This window comes from Sutcliffiella tianshenii (genome assembly GCF_016908565.1).
Classification (GTDB): Bacteria; Bacillota; Bacilli; order Bacillales; family Bacillaceae_I; genus Sutcliffiella_A; species Sutcliffiella_A tianshenii.
On the sequence record NZ_JAFBED010000004.1, the window covers coordinates 165,064 to 185,217 of the forward strand.

20 protein-coding genes are annotated in these 20,154 nt (G+C 43.0%); all 20 read right to left on the minus strand.

From position 1 onward, the window contains the following. Window positions 1-14 precede the first annotated feature (14 nt). Window positions 15-413 (minus strand): cytochrome c550, encoded by a 399-nt coding sequence (gene cccA, locus JOC95_RS10400; RefSeq protein ID WP_204415857.1) that lies wholly within the window; start codon window positions 411-413, stop codon window positions 15-17. A 235-nt stretch (window positions 414-648) separates the two neighbouring features. After that, window positions 649-1,788 (minus strand): acyl-CoA dehydrogenase family protein, encoded by a 1,140-nt coding sequence (locus JOC95_RS10405; protein ID WP_204416447.1) that lies wholly within the window; start codon window positions 1,786-1,788, stop codon window positions 649-651. 166 nt (window positions 1,789-1,954) lie between these two features. Continuing rightward, window positions 1,955-2,485 carry a hypothetical protein gene (locus JOC95_RS10410; protein ID WP_204415859.1) on the minus strand — a complete coding sequence of 177 codons (531 nt, stop codon included), beginning with the start codon at window positions 2,483-2,485 and terminating at the stop codon, window positions 1,955-1,957. Between the two features lie 113 nt (window positions 2,486-2,598). Next, window positions 2,599-3,723 carry an RNA polymerase sigma factor RpoD gene (rpoD, locus tag JOC95_RS10415; RefSeq protein ID WP_204415861.1) on the minus strand — a complete coding sequence of 375 codons (1,125 nt, stop codon included), beginning with the start codon at window positions 3,721-3,723 and terminating at the stop codon, window positions 2,599-2,601. 45 nt (window positions 3,724-3,768) lie between these two features. Beyond that, a complete protein-coding gene (dnaG, locus tag JOC95_RS10420) occupies window positions 3,769-5,583 on the minus strand; it encodes a DNA primase (protein WP_204415863.1) in 1,815 nt (604 codons plus the stop codon). Window positions 5,584-5,613: 30 nt separating this feature from the next. Next, window positions 5,614-6,084, minus strand: a complete 471-nt coding sequence (locus tag JOC95_RS10425) for a YaiI/YqxD family protein (protein WP_204415865.1) — start codon at window positions 6,082-6,084, stop codon at window positions 5,614-5,616. 300 nt (window positions 6,085-6,384) lie between these two features. After that, window positions 6,385-7,194: a pyruvate, water dikinase regulatory protein gene (locus JOC95_RS10430; RefSeq protein ID WP_204415868.1), complete on the minus strand. Its 810-nt coding sequence runs from the start codon at window positions 7,192-7,194 to the stop codon at window positions 6,385-6,387. Window positions 7,195-7,208: 14 nt separating this feature from the next. Beyond that, window positions 7,209-7,838: a transcriptional regulator CcpN gene (locus JOC95_RS10435; RefSeq protein ID WP_204416449.1), complete on the minus strand. Its 630-nt coding sequence runs from the start codon at window positions 7,836-7,838 to the stop codon at window positions 7,209-7,211. Window positions 7,839-8,297: 459 nt separating this feature from the next. Beyond that, on the minus strand, window positions 8,298-10,379 hold the full coding sequence (glyS, locus tag JOC95_RS10440) for a glycine--tRNA ligase subunit beta (RefSeq protein WP_204415870.1): 2,082 nt from the start codon (window positions 10,377-10,379) through the stop codon (window positions 8,298-8,300). After that, on the minus strand, window positions 10,372-11,259 hold the full coding sequence (gene glyQ / locus JOC95_RS10445; RefSeq protein ID WP_204415872.1) for a glycine--tRNA ligase subunit alpha: 888 nt from the start codon (window positions 11,257-11,259) through the stop codon (window positions 10,372-10,374). Before glyQ ends, glyS begins: the two co-directional genes overlap by 8 nt. 316 nt (window positions 11,260-11,575) lie before the next feature. Continuing rightward, window positions 11,576-12,337, minus strand: coding sequence for a DNA repair protein RecO (gene recO, locus JOC95_RS10450; protein ID WP_204415874.1), 762 nt, complete (start codon window positions 12,335-12,337; stop codon window positions 11,576-11,578). 106 nt (window positions 12,338-12,443) lie between these two features. Further along, on the minus strand, window positions 12,444-12,584 hold the full coding sequence (locus JOC95_RS10455; protein ID WP_204415876.1) for a YqzL family protein: 141 nt from the start codon (window positions 12,582-12,584) through the stop codon (window positions 12,444-12,446). A 362-nt stretch (window positions 12,585-12,946) separates the two neighbouring features. Then, on the minus strand, window positions 12,947-13,861 hold the full coding sequence (gene era / locus JOC95_RS10460) for a GTPase Era (RefSeq protein ID WP_204415878.1): 915 nt from the start codon (window positions 13,859-13,861) through the stop codon (window positions 12,947-12,949). Continuing rightward, a complete protein-coding gene (locus JOC95_RS10465) occupies window positions 13,854-14,252 on the minus strand; it encodes a cytidine deaminase (RefSeq protein ID WP_204415880.1) in 399 nt (132 codons plus the stop codon). The genes era and JOC95_RS10465 overlap by 8 nt, the downstream gene beginning before the upstream one ends. Before the next feature lie 118 nt (window positions 14,253-14,370). Beyond that, window positions 14,371-14,769 carry a diacylglycerol kinase family protein gene (locus JOC95_RS10470; RefSeq protein ID WP_204415882.1) on the minus strand — a complete coding sequence of 133 codons (399 nt, stop codon included), beginning with the start codon at window positions 14,767-14,769 and terminating at the stop codon, window positions 14,371-14,373. Continuing rightward, entirely contained in the window at window positions 14,741-15,220 is a 480-nt protein-coding gene (ybeY, locus tag JOC95_RS10475; RefSeq protein WP_204416451.1) for an rRNA maturation RNase YbeY, read from the minus strand. Before ybeY ends, JOC95_RS10470 begins: the two co-directional genes overlap by 29 nt. Beyond that, window positions 15,217-17,445: an HD family phosphohydrolase gene (locus tag JOC95_RS10480; protein ID WP_204415895.1), complete on the minus strand. Its 2,229-nt coding sequence runs from the start codon at window positions 17,443-17,445 to the stop codon at window positions 15,217-15,219. The genes ybeY and JOC95_RS10480 overlap by 4 nt, the downstream gene beginning before the upstream one ends. 222 nt (window positions 17,446-17,667) lie before the next feature. Then, window positions 17,668-18,636 (minus strand): PhoH family protein, encoded by a 969-nt coding sequence (locus tag JOC95_RS10485; RefSeq protein WP_204415898.1) that lies wholly within the window; start codon window positions 18,634-18,636, stop codon window positions 17,668-17,670. Between the two features lie 3 nt (window positions 18,637-18,639). Further along, window positions 18,640-19,827, minus strand: coding sequence for a sporulation protein YqfD (yqfD, locus tag JOC95_RS10490; RefSeq protein ID WP_204415900.1), 1,188 nt, complete (start codon window positions 19,825-19,827; stop codon window positions 18,640-18,642). Between the two features lie 15 nt (window positions 19,828-19,842). Further along, complete coding sequence (gene yqfC / locus JOC95_RS10495; protein ID WP_204415902.1) at window positions 19,843-20,127, minus strand: sporulation protein YqfC; 285 nt, start codon at window positions 20,125-20,127, stop codon at window positions 19,843-19,845. Between the last annotated feature and the right edge of the window lie 27 nt (window positions 20,128-20,154).

A 20,154-nucleotide genomic window follows, 5' to 3' on the forward strand; every position in this document is an offset into this window, starting at 1 on the left:
TAAAGAATGAGGGATTAATGGCCTCCGCCGTCTTCTTTCTTTTCGCCTTCTGCGCCTTCTTTACCGTAGTTAGCCAACCATTCGGATAATACTTCAGCTTCCTGCGCGTTAGCTTGGCCAGCTGGCATCGCGCCTTGACCATTGATGATGATATTCTTGATTTCTTCTTGATTTAATCTTTCGCCTACATCAACAAGAGCCGGTGCTCCCGCTCCACCTGCAAGGTCATTACCATGACAGCCAATACAAGACTTGGATGCATAGATTTCCTCAGCAGACATGTCCGCTGTCGCTCCATCTTCACCGTTAGCAATTTTCTCGGCTTGATCTAAACCAATAAAAGAGAATAAGAACATCAATCCCAGTCCTAAAACTGCAATGAATGCAAAAGGAATTAGTGGATTACGATTCATAATTTTCAAACCTCCTTATGTACATGTACGAATGTCGAAACTTATACAAGCACTATCTATTTTACTTTATATTTTACTATAGGAAAAGACCAAAATGCCAACTTCTGTTTTAAATTCACAGTTTAGACAAAAACCTTCATCCACGATGAAGGTTTCAGTCTGTTGGCAATATATTTAGTTTTCTCTAAAGCTTCTTCTATATTCTATCTTTTTAAAAAGTTTTTCACAAAAATAATCAGCAGCCTAAATGTCTGGCAATGACCATTCTTTGGACTTCAGAAGTCCCTTCGCCGATCTCAAGGAGCTTGCCGTCCCTCATGAATCTCTCGACATGATATTCTTTCATGTATCCATACCCGCCGTGCAGCTGGACTGCCTGATCTGCAATCTCCATGCAGACTTCTGACGCATACAGCTTACACATGGACGCTTCTTTTGAAAACGGTCTTCCTTGATCTTTCAGCCATGCAGCTTTATAAACCATCGTTCTTGCAAGCTCGAGTTTCATTGCCATGTCGGCCAGCTTGAATTGGTTTACTTGGAAGCTTGATAAAGATCTGCCGAATTGTTTACGTTCTTTGGAATAAGCGAGCGCTCGCTCAAAAGCTGCCTGAGCTATTCCCAAAGCCATTGCACCAATCCCGATGCGTCCGCCATCGAGCGTGATCAGGAACTGTCTGAAGCCCTCTCCGCGTTTCCCAAGAAGGTTCTCTTGCGGTACACGTACGTCTTCAAGCACTAATTCAGTCGTATTGGAAGCGTTTAGCCCCATTTTTTCATAGTTATCGATAACCTGGAAGCCCGGTGCATCCGTCGGGACAATCACAGCTGATATTTCTTTTTCATTTCCATTTCTGCCTGTAATGGCAGTCAGCGCCAAATGCTTAGCATAGGATGCATTCGTTATGAAGCATTTATTTCCATTGATGATATAGTCATTTCCATCTTCCACTGCCGTCGTCTGTGTCCCTCCGGCATCAGAGCCCGCGTTCGGTTCTGTCAACCCGAATGCCCCCAAGGATTCACCCTTACAGATAGGAACGAGGTATTGGCGTTTCTGTTCTTCCGTACCAAAAAGGTTGATCGGCGCCCCTCCCAATGAAACATGGGCGGAATAGGTAATCCCGGTGGATCCGCACGCACGACTTAGTTCTTCTACTACAATCGCAAAGCTTACTGTATCAGCTCCCGCTCCCTCGTATTCTTCAGGAAAAGGCAGACCCATCATTCCCAAATCAGACAACTGACGGAAAACTTCAACCGGAAACTTTTTGTCACGATCCCTTTGAAGCGCCCCTGGTGCCACCACTTCATCAGAAAACTCCCTAATGGTCTTTCTTATCATTGCCTGTTCAGATGTTAAATCGAAATTCATCATTTTCCCCCCTTGATGTTTAGCAAAAACCTTTTCCCGTGAAATTCCTATCAAAAGGAAAAGTAAATCCCATCTGCATTTTTCATATTGAATACGCTTTCAAATGTATTATAATAGAAAGGAGGGAATATTCTCAACTTTTTAAAATAACAAAATTATAAGTAAATTACTTTAATATAATAACTCCAGCAATCAGAATAACAGTGATTATGGCAGCTGCATTCATGTAGTACCATTTCTTCAGGACCCCCATCACAAACCATCCGATAGCCTGAACGCCTACTGCAGCCAGCATCCTTGTGGAATCATAGCCTGTCGCTTCCACAAGTTTCAATGATAGGAGAAGTACCAGCAGGGCGATTGTAATGACTGGTATATGTATAAAGAAATGTTCTTTTCGAAAAACATAATATCCCAATAACGATAGCAGAATAAAAAATATTATCGGGAGCATTTGCAAATCAATTGACAATTCAGTAAAATAAATGACAAGAAATGTTATTGGAACGAACATCGGAATAAGGATTGCAAGAAACAAGTGTAAAAGATTCTTTTTTGGAGCCTTTTCCCGTTTATTGCTCCCTTCTCCCTCGGTATACAGCGCTAGCAGATAGTCACAATAGTGTTCCGGAAGCATGCGGCTTTCCTTCCAATACTTTATCTCGCGAATGATAGTATCTTTTCTTTGTCTATCCAAAGTATTTAACACTCCTCTTGCAGGTGCAGATAACTGAAAATTAAAAATAAATAAAAGAAAAAAAAGAAATAGTCCACCTTAATATAAAAGCGAACTATTTCGGAATATAGATTCTATTCGAGGAAATCCTTTAGGCGTTTGCTGCGGCTTGGATGTCTCAGCTTCCTAAGTGCCTTCGCTTCAATTTGTCGGATACGCTCTCTTGTCACACCGAATACTTTCCCTACTTCTTCAAGTGTGCGAGTACGTCCGTCATCAAGACCGAAGCGCAGTCTCAGTACATTTTCTTCACGATCAGTCAAGGTGTCCAATACATCTTCAAGCTGTTCTTTCAGCAATTCATAGGCAGCATGATCGGATGGAGATGTAGCGTCCTGGTCCTCGATGAAATCGCCAAGATGCGAGTCATCCTCTTCACCAATCGGAGTTTCCAATGAAACAGGCTCTTGTGCAATTTTCAATATTTCACGCACTTTATCCGGCGTAAGATCCATATCTTCCGCAATTTCTTCTGGACTTGGTTCACGTCCAAGATCCTGAAGCAGCTGTCTTTGGACACGGATCAATTTGTTGATGGTTTCCACCATGTGTACAGGAATACGGATGGTTCTCGCCTGATCTGCTATGGCACGGGTGATTGCTTGACGGATCCACCATGTGGCATATGTAGAAAACTTGAAACCTTTTCTGTAATCAAACTTTTCTACCGCTTTAATCAGACCCATATTACCTTCCTGGATCAAATCAAGGAACAGCATTCCGCGTCCGACATAACGCTTTGCTATACTTACCACAAGGCGCAGGTTCGCTTCGGCAAGGCGACGTTTTGCTTCTTCGTCCCCTTCTTCGATGCGGTTTGCCAGGCTGATTTCTTCTTCAGCAGACAACAGGTCCACACGTCCGATTTCTTTTAAGTACATGCGCACAGGATCATTGATTTTAACACCCGGTGGTACAGTAAGGTCGTTAAGGTCGAATTCCTCTTCCTTTGCAAGCTGTTGAGTGTTTGGGTCATCATCTGATTCAGCTTCACCGATTATTTCGACACCTTGTTCACCAAGGAACTCATAGTACTCATCCATCTGGTCGGATTCCATTTCGAAGCCGGACATTTTTTCTGCTATCTCTTCATAAGTCAGGACTCCACGTTTCTTCCCAACCTCTGTTAGTTGCTCTTTTACTTGATCGATGGTCAATTCTGTTTCCATCTCTTTTGATTGCGCTGATTTTTCAGCCATCAACAGTCCCCTCCTTCCAACATTGAACGCGATAAAGAGGCATATTTATTGTTTTAACTCTTTTTTCAATTGGATAATTTCCATCGCGATTTGTGCAGCACGCAAGAAGTCGTTTTGAACTTCTGCCTGTTTCTTTTCTTGTTCTTTTTCCTTTATTGTTAACAACTTTGGGTAATTAAACACCTGTTTCATATAATCCCGGAGAACTGCTTCACTTAATTCATCCTCAAGTGTCAGCATTCCGAGCTCCGAAATCTTCTTCTTCAACTCCATCTCTGGGATGCGCTCCATCAATACGCTGATATTCGGTTCATATCCTTCCTCATAAAAGGCATAAAGATAAGCTGCTATCGCCCGATGCTCCTCCATTATGAAAGCACCTTCTATGGATGCTTGCACTTTGTCGGAGACTGCTCTATCTTTCAGCATATGTGCCAATAGAAAGCGTTCTGCATTTTCGTAGGCAGGTTTTAACGTTTTGGAAAAAAGCTTAGGCTGGTTAGATATAGTAATTCTATTCTGCTCCCGATAATCCTTTTTTTGGTTAAGAGATTTATACACCTGAAACTGCTGTTGCTTCAGGGCATCAAGGGAGATGGAAAATTCATCTGCCAGCTGACGTAGATAATGATCCCTCTCTACCGCTTTTGTGAGCAGGCTTATTTCCTTCAGGACATCTTCTATATACCGTATCTTTTCTCCTTCGTCTTTTAAGTTTCTGCCTCTGCGAAGGTATTGCAACTTAAATGCCATAAACGTTAAACTTGCCCCTATTACATCCTGTTTGAATGACTCTGGCCCTTTTTTGCGGATATAGTCATCAGGGTCTAGTTTATCTGGCATCAAGGCTACTCGAACATAACAGTCCTGCTCTATAAGGATCTTTGCCGCACGGTATGCAGCCTCGATCCCTGCGTTGTCACCGTCATAGCAGATGATGACACTTTCCACATGACGGCGGATGATCCTCGCCTGATCCTCAGTGAGGGAAGTCCCCATCGTTGCAATGGCATGATGCAAACCTGCACGATCGGCAGCAATGACATCTGCGAATCCCTCAAAAAGTATCACTTGCTCCTGTTTGCGTATGTGTGGTCTTGCCTGATGGAAATTGTACAGGATCTTGCTTTTATTGAAGAGTGCAGTTTCGGGGGAGTTCAAGTATTTCGGCTCCCCTTTGCCCAGCACGCGTCCGGAAAAGGCAATGACATTTCCTTTATGATCATGTATAGGAAACATGATGCGGTCTCGGAAACGGTCAAAATATTCAGCAGTATGCTCCTTTTCAATGAGAAGACCCGCTTTTTCCAAAAGTTTTTGGCTATAGCCCCTTTTGGTTAAAAACTTGAGGGCGAAATCCCAGCTGTTAAGCGCATATCCGATACCGAACTTTTTCATCATGTCATCGGTAAATTCTCTTCCGCTTAAGTAGTCGTAGGCTTCCTGACCCTCTTTTGTATTTAAAAGTAAATGATGGTAAAATTTCTGTAGGAGCAAATGTGCATCCATCATCCATTTTGTTTCTTTTGACTGACCCGAATTTCCGGAAGTTTCATTTTCCGGGACTTCCATTTCGATGTTCGAGGTTTTGGCAAGCTTTTGTGCCGCCTCTACAAAACTGACACCCTCGATATCCATGATGAAGTTAAAGGCGTTGCCACCAGCTCCGCACCCAAAGCAGTGAAATATCTGTTTATCCGGGGAGACGGAAAAGGAAGGTGTGCTTTCTCCATGAAAAGGGCACAATCCAAAATAATTCCGGCCTTGCTTCTTTAGTTGTACATATTCACCAACTACATCGACTATGTCGGTTGATTGTCTGATTTGATCAATGGTCTGTTCAGGAATTCTATAGTTCATAACAACACTCCGTGACTAACTATTCGCTTTCTATTCCCGAATTCCTGCAATATTCGACAAAGTTTTTTTGAATGAATGCACAAAGTTTTCCCGATCCTGCTGAGAAAACGCTTTTGGCCCTTTTGAATAGTTTCCTTTTCGTCTTTCTTTTGCCGATAAAAACCTCATGTGAAGCATCATGTCCATTTCACTCTCTTTGTAATGTTTTCCACGAGGAGATAGAACATAAACGTTACGCGACACCAACATACTGGCAAGCCCCTGATCCTGGGTCACCACCACATCATTATTTCTTGCATGGTTGAGTATGTAAAGATCTGCAGATTCCTTTTCATCATCCACATATACCCATGTCCCTTTTATTTCTTTTTTGACTACATGGGAGTAGGATGCGACAAAGTATACGTCCATTTGATATGTATGACCGATACTACTGATCTCTTCTTTAACAGGACACGCATCTGCGTCTACCAAAATAATGGGTTGTCGATTATTTTGCATGTTAAACTGTTTCTACATCCCTTCCCAAAAACCTTCTTTTTTCGCTAGTTTTTTTATGGTTGTCGAACGAAACTGTCACCCCACTATTGACTTATAGCTAGTTTTAGTTTATTCGATTAACTGGAACTCTAAACCCTATACAGGAATTTTTTTATCACAATTTTTTATTATAATATAAACCTTTTGAATTGACCACTAAAAAACATGCGGAAAAATATGTTTTTGCCGAAGAAAAAGAGCACTTGGTGTAAGCGCTCCTTCTTCATATAGTAATTTTTATTTGACGTTTATCAGGGCTATTTATTTCAACCGGTTGTTGTAGATGTTGGAGATGAGGTTGGCTGTTTCTTCTACTGCTTTGTTGGTGACGTCGATGACTTCACAACCTATTTTATTAACGACTGTCTCAAAAAATGCAAGCTCTTCTTTAATTCTTTCGAGATTGGCGTAGGCAGCCTTGTCGTTCAATCCGAGTGCTTTAAGGCGCTCTTTTCGGATGTCGTTGAGCTTTTCGGGGCTGATTTTCAAGCCGAAGCATTTTTCCGGTGAAACCTTGTACAGCTCTTCTGGTGGATCGACTTCAGGCACGATCGGTACATTTGCCACTTTCAGGCGTTTGTGTGCGAGGTATTGGGATAAAGGTGTCTTCGATGTTCTGGACACTCCTACCAATACGATGTCCGCTTTGATGATTCCCCTTGGATCGCGGCCATCATCATACTTTACCGCAAACTCCACCGCTTCAATTTTCTTGAAATAGTCATCATCAAGCTGGCGCACCAGGCCTGGCTGATATTTCGGCTTAACCTTGTATTCCTGCTCCATGAGGTCGACCAATGGCCCGATTATATCGTAAACCGGAACCCCTTCCTTCTTGGCAAGTGAAATCAGATGCTGCCTCATATCAGGTACAACAAGGGTGAACGCGATAAGTCCGTGATTTATTTTTGCAATGGATATCACTTCTGTGATGGTTGCGATATCCTCCACGTATGGTATTCTCTTTAAATGGAAATTCGCTCCATTAAACTGGCTGATTGCCGCTTTTACTGCGAGCTCTGCAGTTTCTCCAACTGAATCTGAAAGAATATAAACTGTTCGCTTTTCCATGATTCTCCCCCAATCTAGATTATTTCGTTATGCGCAAGAGCAACAAGAACCTTGGTAATATTTGTTTTCGTAATTCTTCCGATCACTTCATAGCCTTTGTCCGTTTGCTTTACGACTGGAAGAGCGTCAATCTGCTTTTCGATTAATTTCTGAGCAACATCGATGATTAGATCCTCTTTAAAACAATAGGTGACATTCGGCATTCTTGTCATGATGATATTGACTGGGATGGAAGTGAGCTCCTGTTTCCCGATGCTTGCCCGCAACAGGTCTTTCCTTGAGAGCACTCCCACTATGATGGAAAACTTATCCACCACGAAAAGTGTTCCGACATCCTCCAAGAACATCGTGCAGATCGCGTCATAAACAGAGACGCTCTCGTGAACCACGACAGGGATCGAGGAGTGGTCATGTACCTGGATTTTATTGATCTTATCAGACAGAAGTTGGGACCCAGTCTTTCCAGTATAAAAATAGCCGACTCTTGGCCTTGCATCCAGATAGCCTGCCATGGTCAGAATGGCAAGGTCGGGACGAAGTGTCGCTCTCGTCAGGTTAAGTTGATCTGCAATAGCTTCTCCGGTGATAGGTCCTTGATCTTTTACAATTTGCAGAATATGTTCTTGCCGTTTATTCAGTTCTATTGTCGTTCACCACCTATCTTTGAAATGCGGAGCCGGCTTGTTCAGCTCCGACAAGCATAAGGCAGGTTCCTGTAGGAGGTGGGTTTTTACCTCCGGAAGGAATATGACTTATGACTCGAGGAGCTAGCCGGCGCAGCTGGACATTGAAATGCGGAGGGCGCTCTCCCTGGGACGTACAAACTGGACTGAGCTTCCTGAGATAAAGGAAACACGGAGAGCGATAGCGATCCGATGTTGACTTATCGTAGGGAAGTGAGGGAAGTTTGAGAGTCCCAAGCGCCCGCAGCTGGACACATTGAAACTAATTGTGACATACTTTATATGTAAATATTATATACTAATTATACTGAAATACGACAGAATTGGAAAGAGGCTGACTAAATATAGTTTGCTATTATTAGTCAGCCTCTTTATTCAATTTTTTCATTTTATCATAGGATGCTTCTTTTGTCTCAAATATTACTTCACAATAATGACGTTTATATTTCCGAAAACGGAAATCAATTGAGACAGACTGGACATCAATGCAAGGCGGTTGTTACGGATATCTTCCTTGTCTGTCATTACCATGATATTGTCGAAGAATGCGTCAATCGCTGGTTTTAACGAAGCGAGCTCCTTCCAGACCTCTGTGTAGTCCTTGGCATCAGATGCTTGAATCACCTTTTCTTCCTTTTCCTTAAACAAGGAGTACAAAGCTTGTTCCTCCCTGTTGATGAGAAGCTCTGCTTTTACCAAGTTATCATTGACAGCTTTTTTGGCGATATTTCTTACACGACTCAAGGATTCCATGATTTCTTTGAAATTCGCATCCTCTTTTGCAGCGTCCAGGACTTCCGCCTTTTTCACGCTTGCATTCACATCATGAAGCGGCAATTCCAAAATCGCATCAACGATATCATAGCGTATTCCGCGTTCAGACAGGTTGTTCTTTAAGCGCATTTTGAAAAATTGGATCACTTCGGCAACCGTCTCATCCTTGGAACGTTTTCCAATATTCTGTTCCTCGTAATGGGAGACAAATTTAGTGATCAGTTCTTCAACGGAAATCGGCCATTTTTTGTTGATCAACGTCTGGATGATTCCTGATGCTTGCCTTCTCAATGCATATGGGTCCTGAGAACCTGTCGGAATGACACCGATAGCAAAGAAGCCTACAATCGTATCCAATTTTTCCGAGATGCTAAGGATCGCACCAACATCAGAAGCTGGTGTATCATCATCTGCAGACCGCGGCATATAGTGTTCATTTATTGCACGTGCGACAACAGGATTTTCACCTTTTGCCTTTGCATATTTCTCTCCCATGATTCCTTGCAGTTCCGGGAACTCATATACCATGTGAGAAACCAGATCGAATTTGTAGATGGAGGAAGCACGGCTTACATTCTTCATGTTCTCTTCATCTACCTGTAGAAGATCCGCTAATTTAAGCGCAAAATTGTGCACCCGTTTCACTTTTTCCCCGGTTGTACCTATTTCTTCGTGGAAAACGATCTTATCGAGTCTTTTTACTGCTTCATCGATGACTAGCTTTTCGTCTTCCTTGGAGAAGAAAGCTGCATCTGAAAGTCTGGCACGAAGCACCTTTTCATTTCCTCTTGCCACATTATCCAGGTTTTCATGGTTCCCGTTACGCACAGTCACAAAATAAGGAAGGAGTTTTCCATCCTTGCTTTTCACCGGGAAGTAACGTTGATGCTCTTTCATCGATGTAATCAACACTTCTTCAGGCAAGGAAAGATACTCGGATTCGAATGTACCGAATAGTGCAGTCGGATATTCAACCAGATTGTTTACTTCTTCGAGCAAGTCTTCATCCACCGGGATTACCCAGCCATTTTCCTCTGCAATGATTGACAGCTGCTGTCTGATCGCTTCCTTGCGCTCAAAAGCATTTACAATGACATAATTGGAAAGAAGGGCATCCACATAATTCGCTGCTTCCTTCAATTCCACCTGAGCCCCTAGGAAACGGTGACCGGTTGACACTCTTCCGGACTCCACAGTAGTGATTCTCAATGGGATGATTTCATCACCGAATAAGGCAATCAGCCACTTGATTGGACGAACATAACGGAGCTCTTCACTGCCCCAACGCATATTTTTCGGAAAATGAAGGCCTGTCAAAACGGGAACGATCGTTTCAAGGATTTCTTTTGTTTCTTTCCCTACGACATGCTTTTGAACGTGTGCATATTCTACGCCGTTGATTTCTTTGAAGTAGATATCATCTACAGTCAGACCTTGACCCCTTGTAAAGCCTTGTGCCGCTTTGGACCATTCCCCATCCTCATTCTGGGCAACTTTCTTTGCGGGACCTTTTGCTTCAACTGTAACATCCTCCTGTTTTTCCACCAGGTCTTCTACAAGCAGAGCCAAACGACGTGGCGTGGAATAAACGTGAACATAACCGAATTCCAATTGATTGGCCGCCAACCATTCCTTCACTTTCGCTTCCAGTTGGCTCATCGAGTCTGTCACAAAGCGGGCAGGCATTTCTTCCAGTCCTATTTCAATTAAAAAATCCCGTTTACTCATTTGTGTTCTCCTCCTTATTCAAAATTGGAAAACCAAGTTTCTCTCTTTCATCATAGAACGTTTTCGCTACTTTCCTTGCGAGATTACGAACACGTCCAATATAGCCCGTACGCTCTGTTACAGAGATCGCGCCTCTGGCATCCAATTGGTTAAAGGTATGGGAGCATTTCAAAACATAGTCATAGGCAGGATGTACGAGTCCATGGCCCATTTGACGATGTGCTTCCTTTTCATAGATATCAAATAGATTGAAAAGCATGTCTGGATCTGATGTTTCAAAAGTATATTTGGAATGCTCATATTCCGGTTGAAGGAAGATGTCACGCACCGTGAAACCTTCTGTCCACTCCAGGTCAAATACGTTTTCTTTATCCTGGATATAAGATGCCAAGCGTTCTATTCCATATGTGATTTCCACAGATACCGGTTTACATTCCAATCCGCCTACCTGTTGGAAGTATGTGAATTGGGTGATTTCCATCCCATCCAGCCAAACCTCCCAGCCAAGACCTGCTGCACCGAGGGTCGGAGCCTCCCAGTTATCCTCCACGAATCGGATATCGTGCTTTAACGGGTCAATGCCAAGCTTTTTAAGGGACTCAAGGTAAAGCTCCTGGATATTATCCGGTGAAGGCTTCATGATCACCTGGAATTGGTGATGCTGATAAAGCCTGTTCGGGTTTTCCCCATATCTTCCGTCCACAGGTCTTCTGGAAGGTTCTACATAAGCCACATTCCAAGGCTCAGGACCAATACTTCTAAGGAATGTGTATGGGCTCATCGTACCTGCGCCCTTTTCCACATCATAAGCCTGCATCAAAATACAGCCTTGTTCGGACCAATGATTTTGTAGTGTTAAAATCATGTTCTGAATGTTCATCTTCATTTCCCTCCAATACATATTGTCAAGTTGACCGAGAGCGGGAAAATAGAAAAAACCTCCCGTCCCTATGCCAACTTCCATCAGCATAGGGACGAGAGGTTATCCCGCGGTTCCACCCTATTTGTAAAGGGTCTTCCCTTTACCACTTTATCCGTATTGCTCCAGAACGCCTTCCCCATCTCTCTGACCCCTAGCTCTCACTATCCTAGGTTCGCTTTTTCAGAGGGCGAATAGGTACTACTTTCCTTCACCGCAATCATTATGAACGTAATTGGATAATAAATGATTTTTTTCACAAAGTCAATAATCACCGCTATTTTTTATCAAGATTTACTTTTAAGGTTCCAATCTGTTTAAGGAATCGTTTGGATTTTAACATTATTCCTGAATAAGCTTCGTAATATTCATCTATGATCAGGCGCAGCTCCGCCCTTGTCTCCTCTTTAAGTGAGAGATTTCCTATTCGATTCAGATCGTAATAATAAAAGGTCCTTAAAAGCCTTAAAGCTGCAGGTGATGCCTTTATAAGATAAGGGTCCAAATGATGACACCGATGACATAGAAAGCCACCTTCCTTTATTGAAAAAGCAAAAGTACCTTCCGTGCTTGCACATGAGGCACATTTATTCAACTCGGGTGTGATCCCGATCACATCAAGCATTTTCATCTGATAGATGAAGGTCAGTATTTCTGCATCAAACCCGTCATTGATATAGTGCAAGGTCAGATAAAGAAGTTCGTATAAATGAGGATTGCGTCTTCTGTCTTCCGTAACCCGGTCCATCAGTTCCACTACAAACGAGCAATAGGCTGTCAAGAAAATATCTTCCCTTATCGCCCGCATCGATTCCATCATATCGCCCTGCTGCAGGCTTCCGAGTCCGCTGCCTTGCTGGAAGACATATGTCCCATGTGAAAAAAGCTGGGAAACTGCAGTGAGCCGGCTGCTCGGTTTATTTGCCCCACGCGCCATCACACCGACTTTACCCAATTCCTTCGTATACAGGGTCACAATCTTATTGTTCTCTCCATAGGCATTTGTCCTGATGACTATCCCTTCACATTTATGTAGCAATATGTCCACCATCCCGCACTGATAATCATTCATTATCAATTGTATAGACCTGCATATAAAAAGGCAATCTACAAGGGGTAGATTGCCTTCATCACATCAACCATCGTCATGAAATTGGTAAGTCACGATTCGCCAGCTCTTCTGATTGCTCGGGTATATCGACATTCTCCTTTTCAAGCTCTTTAAAAAGAAGATAGGTATCAATATTACCTGTTTCCTTAAAGACTTTCCAGGTAAAATCCAACATTGTAAACCCCACCCTTTCTGTTGTAAAGACCAGCATACTTATTCCAATTCCTATATGACTATGATGACCGTTCAAGGGCCAAAACATGTTAGATAAATAATGTAAATTCCCCTGCAAAGTTAACTGCTGCGAATATGCTTGCCTTTTAATTTCCATAAGGTTTGACTATGCAAATGATTTTATCGGTTCTTTATAGCACCGCTGTTGATTTCCGCACTAGGCTGCGCTTTCCGCGGGGCGTTTGTGGAGCCTCCTCGGCTTACGCCTGTGGGGTCTCCACTAAACGCTATCTCCCGCAGGAGTCTTCGCCTATTGCTCCAATCAACAGCTAGCTTAGATAAAAGCATCACTTTTGTTCTTGATTAATATTCGTTTTCGTTAAAACCAAAGTCCCTTAGCTGGGATTGTTTGTTGCGCCAGTCTTTCTGGACTTTCACCCAAAGTTCGAGGAATACTTTTGAGCCAAGGAGGGCTTCGATGTCCATTCTTGCCTTTTGGCCAACTTCTTTTAATACTTTGCCTTGTTTTCCGATGACAATGCCTTTTTGTGAATCACGTTCCACCACAATCGTTGCCTGAATATCCACGATATCTCCACGTTCGCGCTTTTTCATCGAATCGATGGCTACAGCAATGCTATGTGGCACTTCTTCCCTTGTAAGGTGCAGCACTTTTTCCCGAATGAGTTCAGAAACAATGAAACGTTCAGGGTGGTCTGTAACCTGATCGGCAGGGTAGTATTGTGGTCCCTCAGGCAAGAATTGCTTGATCTGTTCAAGTAATGTTTCCACATTATTCCCTTGAAGTGCAGAAATGGGGATGATCTCTTTGAAATTGAATAGAGATTTGTATGTCTCCATTAAAGGAAGCAGCTCGTCAGGGTGAACCTCGTCGATTTTGTTTATGACCAAGTAGACTGGGGTTGATGTTTCCTTCAGCTTCTCGATGATGAACTCGTCGCCTCTTCCCAATCCTTCTTTTGCATTGATCATGAAGAGGATGAGGTCGACTTCCTTCAAAGTATTCTGAGCCACTTTCATCATGAAATCGCCCAGTTTATGCTTAGGCTTATGGATTCCAGGGGTATCTATGAAAACAATCTGTGCGTCATCCTGTGTAAATACACCTTGAATTTTATTGCGGGTCGTTTGAGGCTTGTCGCTCATAATGGCAATCTTTTGTCCAATGACCCTGTTCAGAAACGTCGATTTTCCTACATTCGGTCTGCCAATAATGGAAACAAAGCCTGATTTGTAATTAGTATTGGTATTAATCATTTAAATCCTCCGGTGAAAAAGCTCCAGGCAGCAATTCTGCTACAGTCAATTCCTGCACATCACCGTGAAGGTTTGTCAAGATGACTTTCGTTTCAGGTGCACATAATTCAGAGATGACTTGGCGGCAGGCTCCACATGGGGGCACAGGGCGTCGGGTATCAGCTACGACTGCGATTGCATCAAACTCCATTTGACCTTCTGAATACGCTTTAAATAATGCCGTACGCTCAGCACAATTGGTCATGCTGTATGCGGCATTTTCAATATTGCATCCGCGATAGACCTTTCCGTCTTTTCCTAGTAAGGCTGCACCAACTTTAAATTTGGAGTATGGTACATAGGCTAATTCTCTTGCTGCTTTTGCTTCTTGGATCAAAGCTTCTTTGTTCAATGTTGTTCTTCCTTTCTTCTATAAGCATCAGGGTTCGCGTTACTATTATTTTACCTTAATTCCTGCTGTAAATCACGTGAAAATTAAACAAAAATATAAAAAATTTTAAATTTTCAATTTATTTAATGATAGCCCATAAATAAGGTGAAAATAAGAGTATTCCTATTATAACAGAGATAAATGCAAAAACCAGAGCAGCCGAAGCCGCCACATCCTTTGCAATTTTTGCCAAAGGATGATATTCCTCCGTCACAAGGTCCACCACATTCTCTATTGCGGTATTCAGTATTTCAATGACGAGAATACCTCCTATGACAATAAAAAGGATGAGCCATTCCACTTTGGATATATGCAAGTATAGGGAGAGCGCCATCACAAAAAAAGCAATACCAAAGTGGATTTTGATATTCCTCTCTGTCCTCAGGACGAACATCAATCCACTCCAAGCATAGGTAAAGCTTTTTGCGAAGGAGCTCCTATATCCCTTCTTATTCCGCTCTTTTGAGTCCATAGGCATCAAGGATTTCCTTTTGTTTATCGAACATTTCCTTTTCTTCCGCTTCTGTTTCATGGTCATAACCCAAAAGATGAAGCAGTCCATGGAGCGCCAGGAAACCTAGCTCCCTTTTCAATGAATGTCCGTATTCCTCCGCCTGCTCCATTGCTTTAGGAACCGATATGATGATATCTCCAAGCATTCTTGGCGCTTCTTCTTCATAAATGATTTCCATTTCCCCTTCTCCCATTTCTTCCATTGCAAAAGAAATGACATCCGTTGCCTTGTCCTTATTGCGATAATCGCGATTTATTTCCCTTATTTTTTCGTTATCCACAAAAGTGACAGAAAGCTCGGCCCCAGAAGTTATATCTTCTTTTTTTGCTGCAAATTGAAGAAGTTGCTCAATATCTGTCCATTGCTCTTCTGATATTTCCGACGTTTCATCCATCATATCTATTTCCAGCATTATTCATCATCTCCCTTTTTCTTGGTTGCATCCGGATATTCTATTCGAGAATGAAAAATCCCCTGAAGGGTTTCACAGAATGATTGTCCCACCGTCTCGAGTTCCTTGAAGGTCAACGAGCAGTCACTATATTGCCCGTCTTGTAATCGATCGCTGATGATCGCTTTAACGATGCTCTCGATCTTATCAGGGGTCGGGTTGCTCAAGGATCTTACTGCAGCTTCAATGCTGTCGGCAGTACCTACGATGGCTGCCTCTTTTGTTGTCGCTTTCGGACCAGGATAGCGGTATTCCTCTTCCCTGATATCCTCATTCTTCTCTTTCGCTTTATGGTAGAAGAATTTCAATAAGGTTGTGCCGTGATGCTCTGCCGCAATATCGACAATTTCCTTCGGCATATTATGTTCGCGCAATATTTGAGCACCATCGGTTGCATGTGCCACAATGATATTCCTGCTTGTTTGCGGAGGCAGTTTATCATGAGGATTGCTTCGGCCCATTTGATTTTCGATAAAGTAATGCGGCCTTCTTGTTTTCCCGATGTCATGATAATACGACGCCACCCTGGCCAACAGCCCATTTGCCCCGACAGCTTCACAAGCAGACTCTGAAAGGTTGGCGACCATGACACTGTGGTGATAGGTTCCCGGCGTTTCCATCAGTATTTTTCTTAACAATGGATGGTTGGGATTGGACAATTCCAATAGTTTCATGGTGGAAAGCATGCCGAACCCTACTTCAAAAAACGGCAATATCCCAATCGTCAATACGGCCGAAACGACACCAGATCCAATTGCCATGGTGCTGTGCGTACCAATTTCAAGCCACTGACTGACTCCTGAGAGATCCCGATTTGTCAGCAGCATCATAGCAATGACAGTGATCACATTGATCAGGGACACGAACAGCCCTGTTTGAAGAATCGTCAGACGGCGGTTATGCTGGTTAAGGAACAAGACGGATGCTATGGCTGAAATGATCAGATAAGCCCCTACCGTATAATTCATTGCACCAGGAACTGTATTAAATATGAGACTTCCACATATCCCGAAAATAATACCTGAAATGATGGCAATCCTGTCATCTATCAACATCTTTATCAGCATGGCACCCATTGCTACCGGAGCAATAAATCCTATTTCCGTTGCATTCAAGGTCTGGAACAAGCTGAAGATCTTCAGTAATAATAGTGTGATGGAAAATATGAGAAGGTACATGGTCAAGTATGTGTTTTTACTGTGGATGCTCGTATCGATACTCCTGAACAGGTAAGCCAATGCCACCACCATCAACGAAATGATAATCGCAAGCCCGATGAATGGAGTAATGGAATTCGATTGGTTAACAAGTCCTGCAGCTTCGAGTATCCTGAATTTTTCCCGATCAACAAATTGACCGGCTTTTACGATGGTATCCCCTTGGGAGATACGTACCGGTTCTACAGTATCTTCTGCTTGCCGTCTAAGATCCTGCGTCAATTCGGAATCATAGATGACATTTGGGATGATGGACAAATTCGCAAGGGATATCCCGATATTCCTTACACTCATAGGGAGATTCCCATATACTTGCATTTCTTGGACAGCATCATTTTTAGCTGCCTTCACATCATCTTCAAGTCGTATTTTTTTCGACATTGCATTATTGATGGCTGTAACTGTGGCATTCCTTAAAGTAGTTAGCTCTGCTTTTGTCATTTTCAAAAGCAACAAATATTCCTCATCGGATATCGCTTCTTTCCAATCATCGGTAACTTGTCCGACCAAGTTTTCTTTGAGCAGGGAAAGCTTCTCTTCATCTGTCAGTGCAACTGGCTCTGCAACCTGCTCCTCTTGGGATTCATCCGCTTCTTCTGTCGCGGTTTGTTCAGGCGGCTTTTCCAGGGTTTGTATCTCTGCCTGGACTTCTTCCACCACATCAAATACCTTATGTACACGTTCCGCTTGTTGAATGACTTTTTCTCGATCGTGGCGGTATTGGTCCTCTACACCATCTGCCGCTTCCCGGCGAAGCATGGCTGTTGCTTCCCTATCCTCGAAATTGTGAGGTGCCACTATCGTTTTTTCAGCGTTGGAGAAAATGCTTACATTTATTTCATCCGGTTTGACATTGCTGTACATCAGACCGAACATGATTGCTCCAAGCAAACAGTAGATGATAATATGATAAAATTTGAACCTTTTCAGCTGCTGAAAGGATTTTCCCCAATTAAAAGCACGTTTCTTCATGATCTCCCCCCTTTTTAGAAAAGCGTAGCCGGCTCGGTCTGGCCTGACAAGCATAAGACAGGTTTCCGGAAGAGGTTGGTTTTCACCTCTGCAGGAAAAATGGCTTATGACCTCGAGGGCCAAGCCGGCGGAGCTGGACAATGGAAAAGCGTAGCCGGCTCGGTGCCCGACAAGCAATAAAGGATTTTCCCTCTTTCAAGCGAAAGAGCCCCATTAGAGGGGCTATTTATTTTCTTCCAATTTTTCATATGCTGCAATGATGCGAGCCACAAGTGGGTGACGGACAACATCTGATTGTTCAAGCTCAATGAATTGGATGCCAGAGGTGTTTTTCAGAATATCCCTGACCACATTGAGTCCTGACTTCATGCCCTTGGGAAGATCCACTTGGGAGATGTCCCCGGTGATCACCATCTTGGAGCCGAAGCCCAGTCTTGTTAAGAACATTTTCATTTGTGCCGGTGTTGTGTTCTGTGCTTCGTCGAGTATGACAAATGCATCATCAAGGGTTCTACCTCTCATATATGCCAAAGGAGCAATCTCAATTGTTCCGCGTTCAATCAAGCGTTGTGTATGTTCAGATCCGAAAACATCATGCAGGGCATCATACAATGGACGCAGATAAGGATCGACCTTTTCCTTCAGATCTCCTGGCAGGAAACCTAGGCTCTCTCCAGCTTCAACAGCCGGGCGGGTCAATATGATGCGTTTAACCTGTCCATTTTTCAGAGCCATGACGGCCATGACCACCGCAAGATACGTTTTCCCCGTACCTGCAGGGCCAATCCCGAACACAAGATCTTTTTTCTTGATGGCAGAGACATATTGCCTTTGACCCAATGTTTTAACACGGATGGACTTACCCTTTACGTTCTTAGTCAATTCCTCTTCATAAAGGTCTTGGAAGGAATCCAATTTGCCTTCACGAGCAAGCTGGATCGCATACACAACATCACGCTCGGAAATCGTTATTCCTTTACGGATAACAAGCAAAAGGTTCTGCAGGACATTGTCCACCATTTCCACATCAGAAAGTTCTCCTGAAATATTCACGGCTTCTCCTCTTGTTACAATGGAAACCTTCAGTTCTTCTTCAATCCTTTTTAGATGAACATCTTGGTTGCCAAATAGAGCAATTGCTTCATTTGGATTATTTACTTGCTGCTTCATCATCACTAATTCTTCTGACATTCCTCAGTCTCCTTGAATAATTGGTTCTATTTTTACAATATTTTCAATGACTTGGTAATGAATTGATACTTTCACTTTACCATTCTCCGTTTCATGGTGCAAAACTTTTTCACCAATAATGGTGGCATCTTCGGGCAAATTCTTTTTCAAGTCTTTTTTCCCGATCACAAGAGCCTCTTCCACCGCTTCTTCCTCATCAAATATTCTCTCCACCATTTCGGACTCATGTATCGTTTTACCTACATAGGAGATAGGAAGTTTCCATTTGAAGAAATAGGCAGGACGTTCCGCTTCGTATTCCTTTTTCTGCTTGTACTCCGGCTCGAAAAATCCCCAGATAGGAATGTTGACACTTCCGATTTTCACATAATGCTTTTTATACACTTCACCGGTAAACACGGGTAGAATGGTCTTCATTGGTATTTTCACTTCAGATTGGTACCAGGTTTCCCCCAGCACTTCCCCTACAGCTGCAATCGACTTCTCATTTCCTTCTTTGCCAATGATGCCTGAAATAAGGAGTTGCCCTTTTTGCACATGATCATTTCTTTCCACCTTGGGTTGTCCTTTTTCAACGAACATGTTGACCACCACAGCTTTTTTCGTTGCAACAAGATTCCTTGGAGAGAGGCTCTCTATCTTTTCCGGTTCATTCTTTTCCACTACCTCGAAATGATAGGACGTTCCATTCAGGACCACGCCTATCCATGTAAGTTCACTGATGGTATCCGTCAGATCCCTCTGGATGCTCTCAACATCCTTGATAAAGAACTGGAGCTTGCCCTTTTTCACGCCAAGCCTGTCCAGCTCTTGCATGATCTTATGCTCTGTTGCCGGATTTGCCCCTTTGATTTCAATGCTCCACACCATATTGGAAAGAAGGAATATGGTCACCAGGCATAAAACGATGCCTGCGATGATGCCACTGTTCCTGAAGGAGTATTGCAAAAGAAAGGGAAGTCCCCTTCTTGTAAGGAAACGAAATTTGCACTCCTGATTTTTGATCAATCTGCGTATAGTTCGGACATCTTTTAATAGAATGTAGCAGGTGTATGCCTCTGCCCCCATCTTTTTCACTTGCCATATTTGAATCCCATTCCTTGTGCAGTCATTGAGGAACCTTTCCACTCCTCTTCCATGAATAATGATTTTGACACTGCCTGAAAAAAAGTTCATCCATTGGTTTTTCATGAAAATCCTCCTATATCATTCATTCAAATAGAGTACTTGGCTTATTTTCCCTTCCAGCAGGATCTCTTCCGGAAGGATGGTCCTTATGACAAATGAATCCCCTTTGACAAGCAGCTGGCCCTGTTTGAGCAGAAGCCTTATCTCCGTGTCGCTGAAGGTGAGCAATCCTCGGTGATTTTCAATATATATATGTATTTGTCCAATCATGGTTATGCGGGGCAGATCCATCATGACATCTGCGGGTAGTTCCATATTTTCCTGCATCCAGCTGTTCATTCTCGCGCGAAACTTCTTAAGCATGGAAAAACCCCCTTTCACTCATATGTA

Bases quoted from the DNA above. Each gene is read 5' to 3' on its own strand.
- JOC95_RS10470 (WP_204415882.1), bottom strand. From the start codon at position 14,769: ATGCCTATGGACTCAAAAGAGCGGAATAAGAAGGGATATAGGAGCTCC.
- JOC95_RS10480 (WP_204415895.1), bottom strand. From the start codon at position 17,445: ATGAAGAAACGTGCTTTTAATTGGGGAAAATCCTTTCAGCAGCTGAAA.
- JOC95_RS10430 (WP_204415868.1), bottom strand. From the start codon at position 7,194: ATGGAAAAGCGAACAGTTTATATTCTTTCAGATTCAGTTGGAGAAACT.
- yqfD (WP_204415900.1), bottom strand. From the start codon at position 19,827: ATGAAAAACCAATGGATGAACTTTTTTTCAGGCAGTGTCAAAATCATT.
- era (WP_204415878.1), bottom strand. From the start codon at position 13,861: ATGATTAATACCAATACTAATTACAAATCAGGCTTTGTTTCCATTATT.
- JOC95_RS10485 (WP_204415898.1), bottom strand. From the start codon at position 18,636: ATGTCAGAAGAATTAGTGATGATGAAGCAGCAAGTAAATAATCCAAAT.
- JOC95_RS10455 (WP_204415876.1), bottom strand. From the start codon at position 12,584: ATGTTGGATTTTACCTGGAAAGTCTTTAAGGAAACAGGTAATATTGAT.
- dnaG (WP_204415863.1), bottom strand. From the start codon at position 5,583: ATGAACTATAGAATTCCTGAACAGACCATTGATCAAATCAGACAATCA.
- glyQ (WP_204415872.1), bottom strand. From the start codon at position 11,259: ATGAACATTCAGAACATGATTTTAACACTACAAAATCATTGGTCCGAA.
- cccA (WP_204415857.1), bottom strand. From the start codon at position 413: ATGAATCGTAATCCACTAATTCCTTTTGCATTCATTGCAGTTTTAGGA.
- JOC95_RS10425 (WP_204415865.1), bottom strand. From the start codon at position 6,084: ATGCAAAATAATCGACAACCCATTATTTTGGTAGACGCAGATGCGTGT.
- rpoD (WP_204415861.1), bottom strand. From the start codon at position 3,723: ATGGCTGAAAAATCAGCGCAATCAAAAGAGATGGAAACAGAATTGACC.
- glyS (WP_204415870.1), bottom strand. From the start codon at position 10,379: ATGAGTAAACGGGATTTTTTAATTGAAATAGGACTGGAAGAAATGCCT.
- yqfC (WP_204415902.1), bottom strand. From the start codon at position 20,127: ATGCTTAAGAAGTTTCGCGCGAGAATGAACAGCTGGATGCAGGAAAAT.
- JOC95_RS10405 (WP_204416447.1), bottom strand. From the start codon at position 1,788: ATGAATTTCGATTTAACATCTGAACAGGCAATGATAAGAAAGACCATT.